The organism is Roseinatronobacter ekhonensis (genome assembly GCF_900499075.1).
GTDB classification, from domain to species: Bacteria; Pseudomonadota; Alphaproteobacteria; order Rhodobacterales; family Rhodobacteraceae; genus Roseinatronobacter; species Roseinatronobacter ekhonensis.
Map to the genome: position 1 here is coordinate 19,626 of NZ_UIHC01000036.1, position 13,651 is coordinate 33,276.

At 59.3% G+C, this 13,651-nt stretch carries 12 protein-coding genes; 3 read left to right on the top strand and 9 right to left on the bottom strand.

Annotated features, from left to right (window positions below; all coding sequences use genetic code 11):
• Positions 1 to 54 precede the first annotated feature (54 nt).
• The 7 genes from ROE7235_RS20170 to ROE7235_RS14165 all read right to left on the bottom strand — a co-directional run bounded on the left by ROE7235_RS20170 (position 55) and on the right by ROE7235_RS14165 (position 9,539).
• Positions 55 to 1,464 (bottom strand): tetratricopeptide repeat protein, encoded by a 1,410-nt coding sequence (locus ROE7235_RS20170; RefSeq protein ID WP_183073517.1) that lies wholly within the window; start codon positions 1,462 to 1,464, stop codon positions 55 to 57.
• A complete protein-coding gene (locus ROE7235_RS14140; protein ID WP_245963977.1) occupies positions 1,461 to 2,546 on the bottom strand; it encodes a family 8 glycosyl hydrolase in 1,086 nt (361 codons plus the stop codon). The genes ROE7235_RS20170 and ROE7235_RS14140 overlap by 4 nt, the downstream gene beginning before the upstream one ends.
• The gene (locus ROE7235_RS14145) at positions 2,543 to 4,774 is read right to left on the bottom strand and encodes a cellulose biosynthesis cyclic di-GMP-binding regulatory protein BcsB (RefSeq protein ID WP_121096155.1); all 2,232 of its coding nucleotides are present in this window, start codon (positions 4,772 to 4,774) and stop codon (positions 2,543 to 2,545) included. Before ROE7235_RS14145 ends, ROE7235_RS14140 begins: the two co-directional genes overlap by 4 nt.
• Entirely contained in the window at positions 4,771 to 7,200 is a 2,430-nt protein-coding gene (gene bcsA, locus ROE7235_RS14150) for a UDP-forming cellulose synthase catalytic subunit (protein ID WP_121096156.1), read from the bottom strand. Before bcsA ends, ROE7235_RS14145 begins: the two co-directional genes overlap by 4 nt.
• Before the next feature lie 24 nt (positions 7,201 to 7,224).
• Positions 7,225 to 7,833: a hypothetical protein gene (locus ROE7235_RS14155; RefSeq protein ID WP_147434221.1), complete on the bottom strand. Its 609-nt coding sequence runs from the start codon at positions 7,831 to 7,833 to the stop codon at positions 7,225 to 7,227.
• 447 nt (positions 7,834 to 8,280) lie between these two features.
• Positions 8,281 to 8,760, bottom strand: coding sequence for a dihydrofolate reductase (locus ROE7235_RS14160; protein ID WP_121096158.1), 480 nt, complete (start codon positions 8,758 to 8,760; stop codon positions 8,281 to 8,283).
• Positions 8,760 to 9,539, bottom strand: coding sequence for a thymidylate synthase (locus tag ROE7235_RS14165; RefSeq protein ID WP_121096167.1), 780 nt, complete (start codon positions 9,537 to 9,539; stop codon positions 8,760 to 8,762). Before ROE7235_RS14165 ends, ROE7235_RS14160 begins: the two co-directional genes overlap by 1 nt.
• Positions 9,540 to 9,669: 130 nt before the next feature.
• Here ROE7235_RS14165 and ROE7235_RS14170 point away from each other — a divergent pair, with 130 nt between their 5' ends.
• Positions 9,670 to 10,092 carry a VOC family protein gene (locus ROE7235_RS14170; protein WP_121096159.1) on the top strand — a complete coding sequence of 141 codons (423 nt, stop codon included), beginning with the start codon at positions 9,670 to 9,672 and terminating at the stop codon, positions 10,090 to 10,092.
• A 6-nt stretch (positions 10,093 to 10,098) separates the two neighbouring features.
• On the opposite strand, the gene ROE7235_RS14175 is transcribed toward ROE7235_RS14170, so the two are convergent.
• Positions 10,099 to 10,935, bottom strand: coding sequence for an ExeA family protein (locus ROE7235_RS14175; protein WP_121096160.1), 837 nt, complete (start codon positions 10,933 to 10,935; stop codon positions 10,099 to 10,101).
• 459 nt (positions 10,936 to 11,394) lie between these two features.
• Between ROE7235_RS14175 and ROE7235_RS14180 the strand changes: the two genes are divergently transcribed.
• Together ROE7235_RS14180 and ROE7235_RS14185 are read left to right on the top strand one after the other, a co-directional pair.
• Positions 11,395 to 12,084, top strand: coding sequence for a sugar transferase (locus tag ROE7235_RS14180; RefSeq protein WP_183073518.1), 690 nt, complete (start codon positions 11,395 to 11,397; stop codon positions 12,082 to 12,084).
• A gap of 114 nt (positions 12,085 to 12,198) precedes the next feature.
• Entirely contained in the window at positions 12,199 to 12,849 is a 651-nt protein-coding gene (locus ROE7235_RS14185; RefSeq protein WP_183073519.1) for a rhomboid family intramembrane serine protease, read from the top strand.
• Positions 12,850 to 12,880: 31 nt separating this feature from the next.
• On the opposite strand, the gene ROE7235_RS14190 is transcribed toward ROE7235_RS14185, so the two are convergent.
• Positions 12,881 to 13,588 carry a mannonate dehydratase gene (locus ROE7235_RS14190; protein ID WP_121096163.1) on the bottom strand — a complete coding sequence of 236 codons (708 nt, stop codon included), beginning with the start codon at positions 13,586 to 13,588 and terminating at the stop codon, positions 12,881 to 12,883.
• Positions 13,589 to 13,651 lie beyond the last annotated feature (63 nt).

Genomic DNA, 13,651 nt, shown 5'->3' on the forward strand with positions numbered 1-13,651 from the left:
AACCCCCGCCACTGGCGGGGGTCTATTTTTGCGCAACAACGTCCCGCGTTCGGATCAGTTCCCAAGTGCCGCGTTCAGCCCCTGACGCGTCTCGGCGGTGGCAAGCTGGGAGTGCAGGCGCTCAAACTCGTTCTTGGCCTCGACCCGCTGGCCCGAATTCAGCAGTGCATAGGCGCGCAAGATTGACAGATCGCGACGCAGCCCGCCTTTCAACTGCTTGAGCGCGTCGAAATAGGCGATAGCCTGGCGATGATTGCCATTGCGATAGGCTTTGACCCCGCGCTGGTCCAGCACGATACTTTCGACCTCGGCGCGTTGCGTGTCGGTCAGGCGCACACGGCTGCCGACCTGCGCGCCCTGTTCAGTCATGTTCATGTTCAAATAGGATAGCGCCAAGCCATAATGCGCATCCCGGCCTACATTCGGGCCAATCGCGTCCCCGACAGACGCTGCGGCTTGAAACCCGACAAGCGCCTCTGTCGGGCGTTTGTGGCTGTAAAGGCACCATGACCGCTCATACAGCACCTCTAGCGAGCGCGGGTTCTGCGATGCAGCAATACATTGCGCATATTGCTCACGTTCTTTCAGGGCACGCACTTGGGCCACGCGGCCATCCCCGCGCAGGGGCAGACGCGACGGGTTCGAGACCGGGGCCGGGGCTGCGGCAGGCGTTGGGGCTGGTTGTGCGCGCGGCGCTGGCGCCGGTGCGGCGCGGGGCGCGGCGGCGGTTTGCGGCGCGGGGGCCGCCCCGCCGCGCAAGCGTTGCTCCAGGGCATTCAGCCGCTCAGTTTCAGCGCGGTTGGCACCGCGCGCAAGATCGAACATGCTTGAAAGCTCGGCGGAACTTGCGACCGCAGACGCCTTTTCCAAAGTCGGCTGCATCTGGGTGTAACTGGTGCAGGATTGAACGGTGTTGCGATAGGTCGTCAAGGCCGCATTCTTTTGGCCAGACAGCACATACATGTCGGACAAAAGCCACGCGTTGTTGATCCGTTCGCAGCTCATGATCTGCGGGGACCGGCGAGCGATCGAGATCGCATCCGTTGCGTTGCGGGAAGCGGTGGCTGCATCGAACGCCTCCTGCGCCTCGTTGGTTTCCAACACCCGCAGCATATCGGCGGGCGGTGTCCACCCCGTCACGGCCTGTCGGTTGCTATCAATCTCGCGCCGCGCACCAGCGTAATCGCGCCGTTCGATCAGGCGCCAGATCGCACCCTCATCCACGCTGACGATTGCACGCGGAACAAGCAATTCGTTCAGATCGGACGGTGCGCGCCAATCGGGGAAGGCCGCGCGCAGGCGGCGCAGTTCGGCATTGGTCGCGGCGGTGTCATCCTGTTGCACATAGTAGCGCAAGGCCCGCAAATCATCGTAGCTGGCGGTCTGTGCAAAGGCAGAGCCCGTTGCAAGGCAAGCCATAATAGCGGCAATCGTCATGGGGCGGCGAAGCTGAGATGGGGTCATAGCGGCACACATTCCGGCAAGGTTTCATTTGCGGCGATCATTGCAAACAAATGCAAAGTCGCCGGATAATATGGCTGGTCGGGGGTGAATGGCGGGATAAGCGCGCCCAACCCTGATCCTTCGGAGCAGGTGACAAGGCCGGCAACAGCCTGATAGCCAGCATCACCCGAACTTTCGAGCACCGTCCCCGAGATCGGCTCTATCACCGTGGGAACCCCTACACCGGGCTGAACGGTGCGGGCATATAGCGCCGCCATACGGCGAACGGCCAGATGGCGCGGTATCCGCGACCAGATCATGAAGAGCGGCACGCGCAACGCTTCGTAGCCGGTATTCTGTGAAAGCGTTTCCGATGCGGTGACCCCGGTTTCGGAAATATCCACCCAGTCCGGCACCAACCCGGTTTGGGCCAACTGGTCGATAAGCGCCTCACCATGCTGGGCGCAGATCGCCAGCGCGCTCACGCCGGTCACTGCGGCGACTTCGCGCATGGCAAGCGGCATATAATAGGACGGGTTAACCGAAATATGCGTGTCTTTGTTGAACCCGAATTGCGCGGGCAGCAATGCTGTGCGCCCTTCGGCGCCGGGCATAGCCACGATACAGGTTTCCGCCAATGCCTCTGCAATATCGCGCGCACGGGTCAGATAGGCGCGGTTGTCAAACTGCGCCGCTGCCCGCACCAAGGCCCATGCATAGAACAAATCGCCGTCCGACGCGTTGTTGCGGTCGGGCACGGAATTGACCGTATCGGGCAGCCAGCGCCACGCCAGAAGCGGATCAGCGCGCACCGCAAGGTTGCGTTCTGTCCACTGGAACATGCGGGCAAAGGCCTCTGCATCGTCGAAATAACTTGCCAGAACCATCCCGTAGCCCTGCCCCTCGGAATGGCTGGCCTGTCCTTGCAACTTGTCGACCACGCGGCCATCGGGCATGACAAAGCGTTCTTTCCACGCTTGCCACAGCGGGCGAGCGTTCTGGCCAAACGCTTCCATGACCCCTTGCGCCTGTGCCGCCTGGGCCATCATGGGGCCGGCCAAAACCGTCGCGGTCGTCCCGGTCAGAAAATCGCGTCGTTTCATAGCTTCTCTCGGGTTGAGATGACAAGCCGCAGGGCGACAAGGGCAGATGCCAAGGCAAGAAGTAACATCAGGAATGTGTAGAAAATTGGACGCGCAGAGACGAAATTGCCCATTGCCGCGCGGAAATTCTGAAAGGACCACGGCTCTAGCAAGTTCGGCTGGCGGTCGGGCGCGATCCAGTTATCCCAGCCGCCGTCATGGCCCAGGATAGAAACCTGTCCGCGTGGACCACGGCCATAGGCCCGCGCCGCAGCAATAGATTGCGCGATCTTGGTCATATCACTGTCTGCGCTGCGCAGCATCCAGATTTCTCCGGGCCGGTTCGGGTCCAGATGGAACAGCACCGCTTGCCCGCGACGCTCTGACAGCCACGCGTTCAACTGGTCGCCGTTTGACGGGAAAATCCGGTCTCGGACCCAATACACCTTGTCGAGCAGCAATGCCCAGATGTTGCTCAGCGCGGCGGTGAAGCCGCGTTCTTGCTGGCGGCGCGCCGCGAACGGGTCTTCTGCCGCCTCTTGCTGTGCAAGCAATGCCTCGTATTCCGGGGTGATTAGCACGGTATCTTCCAGCAGCTTGCGGTCGGCCCGATGATGCGCCATCGGCACCGCGCCTAGGTCGTCGATAGAAACCAGATGCAGAGTGGACGGGCGAATATCTCCCCGCGCCCGCGCCAACGCGGCCGACAAAGTCAGAACGTCGCTTTCCGAATATGCCCGCCCGCTAAGTTCGTTGCGGCGCAGACTGTCAGGAGTAAGCGCGCTGAAGGCCAGATCCATATCGGGGATCGACATCGGAGGGCTGTAGGGAACAAAAAGGCTGGAGCTTTCACCAATCTGCAAAAACGGCTGGTCATAGGCCGGGCATGGCAAATCGGCCGGGTCGCCCGGCACCATCATTTCAAAGGTCAGAGTGTTGGTGCCCGGCTGCATGATGCGTGCTTCGAAATCGATCGGGAAACGGGTGATCGGCGCACCGCCTTCGCCGCGCAGCGGCAACAAGCGGATGGATTGGCCGTTGACACGGATCAGCAACATCGATTCCGGCGGCAGCCCTTCGACATAGGCGTAATCCAGATAGATGCGCGCCTTCTCGGCGGTCAGGATCAGCCAGTCATCCGGCAGACGAAACGGGTGATTGCGGATAGCGTAACGCTGTGAAAAACTCTCGGTGTGAATGCCGAAATCTGCAAAGCTGTTCTCGGTTTCGGCCGAGAGCAGCGGCGCAAGGTCCGCCTGTGCCTGCGGTTCCAGTTGCGGGATTTGGTCCAACAAATCGGCAGGGCGCGTGCCTTGTGCCACTTCCAGTACCATCACGCGCGCGCCATCGCCACCCACCTGAAAGCTGACGCGCGACTGCGCGGCAGGCAAAATTGTAATCCGGGCATGACCACGAGAGCCTTGTTCAAGCGTCCAGTAATCGGTGAAGTCAAACACAACCGGTGCCCCGACAAGGGACTGGTTAAGGCGACGCACAAGCGCACGGCGCCACGGCTCTGCCTCGGCACCCAAGCTGTCGATCCCACGAATTTCGACAGGCGCAAGTGCGGCCGATTGCGCCGCCAGCCCCATCATGAAGCCGTCTGCGCCGGTGCCACCGTTTGCAGCGTCCAGCACCAAGCCACTTTGGGTCAGGTCAATGTCAGTCCACAGATCGAACGAAGCTTCCGGCCCGCAGAAAATGCGATGCCCCTGGCGAAATTCGATTTGAACAGCGTTGCGGCCTGCCCGCAGCGTGCCGGGCGGCAAAATGATTTCGTCGCGATCTTCGGTTTCGAAGTTATCGAGCGGCGTGCGCCCCAGATCGGTGCCGTTTATCAGCACCCGCATGAAGGACCGCTCTGGCAGCAGGTTGATGCTGGACACGGTCACAAGCTGCAAACGCTGCGTGCGCGACGGATCGGCAACATACAAGTCGAACGCGACCAGTTCACGCTCGCCCGTCACACGCGCCAGCTGGCCATTGCGCCGGACCTGAAGATCGGTCAGCCGTAGCGGCGAGACCCAGACCCGCGGCGCGGGCGTGTCATCTTCAACGGTGCTTCCACGGTGCAGGTTCAAGCGGTCTGCGGTCAGACCGGGGCCCTGTTCTGCCTCTGACGGCAGGTTTTCCTGCTCTGGCAACAAGATCAGGCCGCCTTGGGCATGCACCGGCGCGCTGCCCAGCGTGACAAATGCTGCAAGCACGATTGCCGAAAGGCCGCGAAGGATATGATCCATCAGTTTCATGTGCGTGGCCTCCGGTCCAGTTCCGCGCCGCGCGTCGTGCGGCTGGCATACTCTTCCGCAGCCCGCCCGCTTTGCGTAAGCATCTGTTTCATCGGATGGACAGGTTCGTGCAATACGGGGTCAAACGCCTCGCCAAACGCCAGAATATGCGCGGGCTGATCATCGACAATCGCTGTATCGCGTTCGCGTTCTTCGGCACGTTTGCGGCGAGCCGGTTCATTGGCGATCATCCGCATCACATGCGCGACAGAGCTGAACGCAAGCATTAACACATAGCCCATACCCTTGAGCAACGGCATCGGCTTGTTGCGGCTTTCACGAACACGCTCCCACACAGCTGAGTCGCCGAAGATCAGATGCGCGATTGTTTCCCGCACGATCAGCGGTTGGTCCGGGTCGTAGCGCACGCCAAGCACCAGCCCCGAAGGATCACGGCTGATATTGACGACCTGCACGCGCACCGCGTTTTCCAGATGCGGCGATTTCGGAAATTCAGGCGTGAAGTAGAACACCGACCCTTTTTCCAGCCGCGTCAGTTCCGCAATATCGGTATCAGGCCCCGGCGTAAGCTTTAGCTTGGCGCCACTGGTTGACGAATCCAGCACGGTCGCGGCGGTAAAGGTATAGTACTCCCCCTGCCCGACCGCAGCCACCGCAGGCACAACCATATCCACGCGCGGTACGGCGCGGCGTTGACGGCGTTCGCCAATCGCGCCCAATGCAGCGGATAGGATCACAAAGTTGAAAATCGCCCAGCCGCCCACGATCATCAGGATGTTGTGGTCGCCCGGAAACATGAACCAGCGCACCGCTGCGGCCACCACGCCAAGCAAGGCTATGCCCCAGAGTATCAGGAGTGGACGGTGAATGGGCGACAGGAAGTCTTCTTCCAGCACCTCGTCCTTGGCGGTCACGTTGAACTTTGCGCCACGCGGCTTGAATATTGTGCGCAGCACCACGCCCGACAGATAGGGCGCCTGCGCGGTCTCATAGAGCTCCGAAATCAGCGGCCAGCGGGTGCGAGCATAGAGCCCGTTCTGAACCATGAAGCTGATCGCCATATAGCTGCTCATATAAACCGCGACCTCTTCGATCGTGGCCACGAAGATTTGCAATTCGAAGAACAGATAGGCCAAGGGCGCAAGGATGAACGTCATCCGCACCAGCGGGAACAGCCAAAAGGTCATCGAGTTGAGGTAGCACAACCGCTGAGACAGGCTCATCCCCTTGCGGCGCAGGGGGTTCTTCAAGCGCAAAAGCTGCATCATGCCGGTGGCCCAGCGCCCGCGCTGTTCGATGAAACTGGTGAAGGTTTCCGGCTGAAGCCCCGCGATCATGGCGTGATCCACATACAGGCTTTTCCAGCCCTGAGAGTGGATTTCGAGCGCGGTTTCGGCATCCTCGGTGATGGTTTCACCGGCGAAACCGCCCACCGAATCTAGTGCCGCGCGCCGCAGCACAGAGGCCGAGCCGCAAAAGAAAGCCCCGCCCCAACGGTCCAGACCGCGGTGGCCCTGATGGTAGAACATCTCGTTTTCCGGCGGGCAATCGGCACGCAGGCCGATATTGCGGTCCACCGGGTCCGGGTTCAGAAAGAAATGTGGCGTTTGTACAAGAAATAGATTGGGATCGACCACGAAATACCCGACCGTGCGCGCCAGAAAATCGCGCGCTGGAACGTGGTCGGCATCGAACACCACAACAAGGTCGCCGTTCAGGCGCTCCATCGCGGCGGACATGTTGCCCGCCTTGGCGTTTATGTTTTCGGCGCGGGTCGAATAGACAATGCCCAGCTCCGCGCAAAGCGCTTGCAAATCGGCGCGGCGCTTGCGTGCAGCATGTGCCTTGATTGAGTCATCGCTGTTGCAACGCTCATCAGTGCCGCCATCATCGCACAACACGACGGTGCGCTTGTGCGGCGGATAATGCATGTTCTTGGCCGCAGACAGCGTGACCGACAACATCTCTATCGGCTCGTTATAGCTGGGCACCAGAATATCGACCGTTGGCAGGCTGGATGCGGCGACTTTGGGCGGCAGCTTTCGCTCTATCGGGTCAGCTGTGATGAAGGAACTGACGAAAAACACGCAGATTGCGTAGGTTTCCACCGCGAACAGCGCCACCGCGATGGCAAAGGACAGCGGTTCGTCCATCGGTGGCAATGTCGAAGTGATCCTCCAGAACCAGTAGCGCATGACGATCGAGGATGCGATTGCAAGCAATGCAAACCGTGCCACGATGGTTTTCATTGTCCATGGCTTTAGCAACGCCACGCATACCACGGCAAACAGGCCCAAGCCCCCTTGCACCGCGTTGGAGGTCGGAATGCTGGCCAGAAATGCGAGCGGAATAACAATTGCAAACCACAGCAGGGCGAGGACGACCTCGCCCGGCTTTAGCCGCCTGTTGGCAATAAGCAGGCTCATGAATTCATTCTCCTGAAAATCTGGTCAATTCGGCAATCCAAGGCCGAATGCACTCGCACCAATCGGGGCCAAAGCCTTTTGGACCGATCCCGATACACAATTTCTTAACATGATGTCCAAAGCACGGCTTCCGCGTGGCAATGCACGGCTTGCCGTTTGCGTGCGGCGGAACGCCAGCACGCAGACCACATCGCCACCGGGGCTTATGGTCGTGTAGGTGATATCGCCCATTGTATCCGAGGTCGCAGTCAAAGCCCCCTCTGCCACGCCACTGAACGGGCTAGGCGCGCCGCCGAACTGGCTGAGCTGCTCGCTTAGCACAAACCGGGTTCCACGTGCGTAGCCCGCTTGCTGTGCGCGCAACATGATGGTGTTTTCACCGGCCAGAGAGGTTTCATTCGGCAGGGTGATGCGTTGTTCGACCGCGCCGCCCAGATCACGCTCCATCACCAACAGCGCCGACGGCACGCTGATAAAGGCGCGCGTGGTCGGCACAACACGGAATTCCGTGACGGCCTCTGCCAGTTCAGTGGGGCTATCGGTATTGCCCGGCAGGCGTATACCGCAGGCCGACAAAGCCGCCAGACCAAGGAACAGAAACGCGGCTGTGGCCGCTTTCCGTACAAAAGCCACGTGTGTGGCTGTCACCAAGTACCCAGACTGCATGTTCCTGTCCGATCAAACGGCAAGCCACATACCAAGACGCCGCCAGAAGCGGTGAGTTGCGGACACGCGCAAACGTCTTGGTCGGATGACCTGCACATAGGTTGCCTCTGCCTCTGCGGATGTCCTCTTTTCGGGACAGCGACCGCGTGTGCCCATTAAGGGCTTCGTTTAATTGTGATTACTATACCTAATTGTCTGCATTGTGGCAACATTCCATCAAATTCGCGGCCCTTGTATCACTCCGGGCTTCGTCTTACCCGTGCAGCGCGCAACTTGATGGGTGAGGTTACCGCCACAGTAGTATGAAGCGATCAAACGAAAACCAGATTTAGGCAAGCACCCGCAGTTACTTGCCCTATATGGTAGTGCGAGTTTACAGCACGCCATTGTGGCGCAAGCGCAACAATAGATGGATCAATCCCGCAGGTATTCTGTTAGCTGGCACGAAGGGGAGGCAGACCGCAGTGCAAACTGTGCCCCTTTGCGCCATGTGCTCAGATCCACTTTAGGGAAAAACGTATCCGCATCGGGCACGTCCAGCGCGACCTCGGTAATCAGCAATCGGTCCGCCAGCGGCAGAAACGCCGCATAGATCGACGCCCCCCCAATCGCATAGACCCGCGCGTAGCCTTGCGCGGCGGCATGGCCGCACGCGCCCTCTAACGTGGTGATAACCGCGCCATCATCATCCAACGGGCGCGAGGTAATGACCATGTTCAAGCGGCGCGGCAATGGTTTTTTTGGCAGGCTTTCCCAAGTGTTGCGGCCCATAATCAAAGCACCGCCCAAGGTTTCACGCTGAAAAAAGACCAAATCCTCTGGCGCTGTCCAGGGAATTGTGTTGCCCCGCCCGATGGCACCGTTGCGGGCGCGCGCCACGATCAATGTCAGCATCAGACAGCCACCGGGGCCTTGATCGCCGGATGCGGGTCATACCCGTCGATCCGGAAATCACCGTAGGTGAAGTCAAAAATGCTTGGAGGGCTGCGCAGGATCGTCATTTGCGGCAAGGCGCGGGGGGCGCGCTCAAGCTGGGTTTTTACCTGTTCCATGTGGTTGGAATAGATATGCGCATCGCCCATGTTGTGCACAAATTCGCCCGGTTCCAGTTCGCACACCCGTGCCAGCATCATTTGCAGCAGCGCATAAGAGGCAATGTTGAACGGGACGCCAAGGAACATATCCGCAGACCGCTGATACAGTTGCAAATGCAGCTTGCCGCCCAGAACCCGCACTTGCCACAGCGTATGGCACGGCGGCAAAGCCATCTTTGGCACATCGGCCGGGTTCCATGCCGACACGATCAGGCGGCGGCTGTCGGGAGTGGTGTTGATCTGTTCGACCAATCGGGCAATCTGGTCCACGCCCCCGAAGTCGCGCCATTGCTTACCATAGACCGGCCCCAGATCACCACTGTCGTCGGCCCATTCGTTCCAGATGGAAACGCCGTTTTCTTTCAGATATGCGATATTCGTGTCACCGGACAGGAACCAAAGAAGCTCATGGATGACAGATTTCAGATGTACCCGCTTGGTCGTGACAAGTGGAAAGCCTTCGGCCAGATCATAGCGCATCTGCAAGCCGAACACCGACAGTGTGCCGGTGCCGGTGCGGTCGTCACTGGGGGTTCCATTCTCTAGAATATACTGCAAACCGTCCAGATATTGCTGCATTTCGATCGCTGCCCACATCATGCTGTGTATTTTGGCAGACAATGCCCGAATTCGCCGCCGTTGAAAAGCCCTTCGAATTCTTGAACCGCGCGTTGCAGACCATATTTGTGCCCAAAGAAGGAGAGACAACATGCGCTATCTACACACGATGGTCCGGGTCAAAGACCTAGAGGCCACGATGGATTTCTTCAAACTGCTGGGGTTGGAGGAAACGCGCCGTCACGACAGCGACGCAGGCCGCTTTTCGCTGATCTTCATGGCCCCGCCGGGACAGCCCGAATGCCCGGTGGAACTGACATGGAATTGGGACGGGGATGACGCGCTGCCATCCGACAGCCGCCATTTCGGGCACCTGGCCTATGAGGTGGACGATATCCACGCGACCTGCCAGCACCTGATGGACAACGGCGTCACAATCAACCGCCCCCCGCGCGATGGCCGTATGGCCTTCGTGCGGTCGCCCGACAACATATCGGTGGAGTTGTTGCAAAAAGGCGATGCGCTGGCACCCGCCGAACCTTGGGCGAGCATGGAAAATACCGGCCACTGGTAATTTCTGTCAGTCCCGCACAGGTGCGAAAAATATGCCATCGTCCAGCACCGACTGGACGGTGGCGCGCTTCACCACCTGATCATCCTGAGCAAACGCATAGGTCAGCGACATGTCGCAAAGCTGGTTGATCAAGCGCGGCACACCGCCTGTCACGTCATGAATCAGCATCGCGGCCTGTTTGCTAAAGACATTGGGTCGACCACCAGCCACTTTTAAGCGGTGGGAAATATAGTGCAGCACAGTTTCGGGCTGCATATACGGCAGATGGTAGTTCGCGGCGACGCGCTGTGCGAACTGAACCAATTCCTTGCGGCGCACGTGGTCGCGAAGCTCTGGCTGTCCGATCAGGAAAAGCTGCAACACCTCTTCTTTGCCAAGGTTGATATTGGTCAGCATGCGCAGTTCTTCCAGCGCTTCCAGCGACAGGTTCTGTGCCTCGTCGATGACCAGCAAGACGCGGCGCCCTTCATTGAACTCCTGAATAAGGAACTCCTGCACCTTCAGGAATTTGGATTCGTCGCTCAGGTTGCTCTGCGTCAGTTCCGGCAAGAGCCATTGCAGGATCTCGCGGGTGTTGGGCCTTGTATTTGTCACCAGCGCGATGGACAGGCTGTCATCGTCATCAGCTTCTTCGATGAAATGTTGCAACAATACGGTTTTGCCTGCGCCGATCTCTCCTGTCAGCAAGGTGATGGGCGCGCGGGTGGACAGACCATATTGCAACATTGCGTAGGCACCGCGCGCGGTGTCGGACCAGAACAGGAATTCCGGGTCGGGAGTCAGCGAGAATGGACGCTGCTTGAACCCGAAATGGTCCAGATATGACGAAAACCCGTGTGCCATGCTGCCCTCTGTTGTTTGCGTCGATACCCGCGCCCTATGGCGATACCGTCGTGAAATGTCGAAATTCAAGCGCAAAGAGGGCAGCGACGTGACAATCCGGCATAGCCCGCATGCCGTTGAACAGCCGAGACAACACGCCCGACCAACGAATCGTTTACCATCTGATCGGCGCGCTATCAGCCAGAGGATGGTTAACCATAAGCCCTCAAAAGAAACAAACAGGAACGCCAGACAGGTTTGTCCGAAAACAGACAACAATACTACGCAGAAGACACCCTCAAATACGCTATCTCAAGCATTTTTAATGAAAATCTTCAGGGTTAAGGGTAAGTTAACTGTAGACTGACTTTGACCATATTCGTGCCACGAACATCTGGCTCTTTGCCCACAACGTCGAAAACGGCGGCCCGAGAGTAAAGGTGAATTGTGCGCGATGATCCGGGGAAAAGAAAAATGACGATGACATTTCAACCGCAAGACATCGAAGTGACCAAGGTGACGCCAACCGTTCGGGGGGCCGATGTCCGCAACCCAAAAGGTTTCTATGCGCGGTATGGAAAGCGCGCGCTTGATCTTGCGCTTGTTGTCCCGTCCTTGCCGATTGTTGTTCCTATTCTTCTGGCATGCGCCTTCGCAAACCTGATCGCGGGCAACCCGGTGTTTTACTCGCAGCTGCGCCTTGGGCGCGGCGGACAAGTGTTTCGCATCTGGAAGCTGTCGAGCATGCGACCGGATGCTGACAGAGTTCTGGAAAACCTGCTGCGCGCCGACCTTGAGCGCGCGCATGAATGGGCGACGACGCAAAAGCTGAAAGACGACCCACGGGTTACTCGGGTTGGTGCATTCTTGCGGCGCACCTCGATGGATGAGTTGCCACAGCTTCTGAATGTGCTGAAAGGCGACATGACGCTTCTTGGTCCGCGTCCGATGATGCTGGATCAGGTAGAGATTTACGGTCCGACTTTGGACACCTATTTGTCGCTGCGGCCCGGGATCTCCGGCAAGTGGCAGGTGTCCGAACGCAACGACGCGCATTTCCGCCGCCGCGCACAGATTGATGCGGAATACGCCTGCGAACTCGGGTTCCTGACCGACCTAAAACTCGTCTGGCAAACCATCCGGACCCTTCTGCGCAGCACGGGCTACTGACGGTTCATGCGCTTTTACATTCGGTCTTCTACGGCGGTGAGCCGGTCTGCACGGGTTGCTCAACCCGTACGACGCGACTTGCAAATGGTGGAAGAGAGTGTCAAAGCCGCGCTCATGGCACCGCGCAACATTGTATTTCCAACTGTCGCCAATGCGCCAGCCGTGTTGTGGCTGGTGGCGCTGACCTGCGCGCCCGAAATCATGCTGACACTCGGAGAATCCGGTCTGCTGGGCTTTGAACAGTTGCGCGGCGTTTTCCTGATGTATGGTGCTTTCTGGGACGGGCTGCTGCGCGGCTGGGACCCGGTCTATCCGGGCCAGTCGATCGCGATGTTCTTCACCTATGCCGGGCTGCATGGCAGCTTGCTGCATCTGATCGGCAACATGGTCGCGGTGCTTGCGCTTGGCGGAATTGTCATTGCCCGGATCGGAGCGCGCGGTTTTCTGTTGCTGTATGCCGTTAGCGTGTTCACGGGCGCTATGGGCTATGCGCTTTTGTCGAATGCCGATGCGCCCATGATCGGGGCGTCCGGTGCGGTCTTTGGTCTGATCGGCGCATGGAAGTTCTGGGAATGGCAGCTACGCCAGCATCTGGGTAGCCCGATGCGTCCGCTGTGGCGGTCCTTGGTCGGCCTTGCGGTGCTGAACGTTGTCTTGTGGCTTTTGCTATCGGGCATGCTGGCTTGGGAAGCCCATCTTGGCGGCTTTGTCGGCGGCGTCCTGTTCGCGGCAATCGCGACCCCGACCCTGCGCTATCGTATCTAGGCCGCGCTTTGCAGCCCGGTTGCAGGGCTGTCTAGTTTACGGCCCCCTGCCGAACCGCTTTGAGCGCGTGGTCTATGCCCCGCACCTCTGCCATGCTGCGCAGCCTGCCAATCGACGGATAGCCCGGACGGTAAGGCTGGCGCAGATCGCTTTGCAGCGCGTGACCATGGTCGGGGCGGAACGGCAATGGCTCTCCGCGTTCGCCTTCCAGCCGATGCACGATAGAGATCAACCGCACCATATCGGCATCGCCATCCAGAAGCGCGGCCTCTTCGAAGCTTTCATCAATGGGCCCATGGCTTTGCGCATCGCCGTCATGTTCGGACACTGCATCGCGGCGCGTATTTCGCAAATGCAGGAAATGCACGCGCGCGCCGAATTCAGCCAGCATGGCGGGCAGATCATTGTCCGCGCGCACTCCCAAAGAACCGACACAAAAGGTCAGCCCGTTGGCCGGATCATCATACATGTCGCAAATCGCGCGAAGGTCTTCGGCGGTAGAGACAACGCGCGGCAACCCCAGTATGGGGCGGGGCGGGTCGTCTGGATGAATGGCAAGCCGCACGCCATGCGGCGCGAGTTGGGGCATGACGCGGGTCAGGAAGCGCGACAGGTTTCGGCGCAGCGCTGCGGCATCCATCCCGTCGTAACGGGATATCTGTTCCTGGAAATCTGACTGCGTATTCCGGAGGATCCGGCCACCTATTCCGACAACATCCGGCCACCTGTTCCGGGGTATCCGGCCACCTGTGACGCGTTGCCGTGAGGCAGCGTATTTTGGTTATCAGTCTTGAGGGGTTTC

Excerpts from the sequence above, each read along its gene's own strand:
- ROE7235_RS20170 (WP_183073517.1), bottom strand. The coding sequence starts at position 1,464 with ATGACCCCATCTCAGCTTCGCCGCCCCATGACGATTGCCGCTATTATG.
- ROE7235_RS14185 (WP_183073519.1), top strand. The coding sequence starts at position 12,199 with ATGGCACCGCGCAACATTGTATTTCCAACTGTCGCCAATGCGCCAGCC.
- bcsA (WP_121096156.1), bottom strand. The coding sequence starts at position 7,200 with ATGAGCCTGCTTATTGCCAACAGGCGGCTAAAGCCGGGCGAGGTCGTC.
- ROE7235_RS14165 (WP_121096167.1), bottom strand. The coding sequence starts at position 9,539 with ATGCAGCAATATCTGGACGGTTTGCAGTATATTCTAGAGAATGGAACC.
- ROE7235_RS14140 (WP_245963977.1), bottom strand. The coding sequence starts at position 2,546 with ATGAAACGACGCGATTTTCTGACCGGGACGACCGCGACGGTTTTGGCC.
- ROE7235_RS14160 (WP_121096158.1), bottom strand. The coding sequence starts at position 8,760 with ATGCTGACATTGATCGTGGCGCGCGCCCGCAACGGTGCCATCGGGCGG.
- ROE7235_RS14180 (WP_183073518.1), top strand. The coding sequence starts at position 11,395 with ATGACATTTCAACCGCAAGACATCGAAGTGACCAAGGTGACGCCAACC.
- ROE7235_RS14175 (WP_121096160.1), bottom strand. The coding sequence starts at position 10,935 with ATGGCACACGGGTTTTCGTCATATCTGGACCATTTCGGGTTCAAGCAG.
- ROE7235_RS14145 (WP_121096155.1), bottom strand. The coding sequence starts at position 4,774 with ATGAAACTGATGGATCATATCCTTCGCGGCCTTTCGGCAATCGTGCTT.
- ROE7235_RS14170 (WP_121096159.1), top strand. The coding sequence starts at position 9,670 with ATGCGCTATCTACACACGATGGTCCGGGTCAAAGACCTAGAGGCCACG.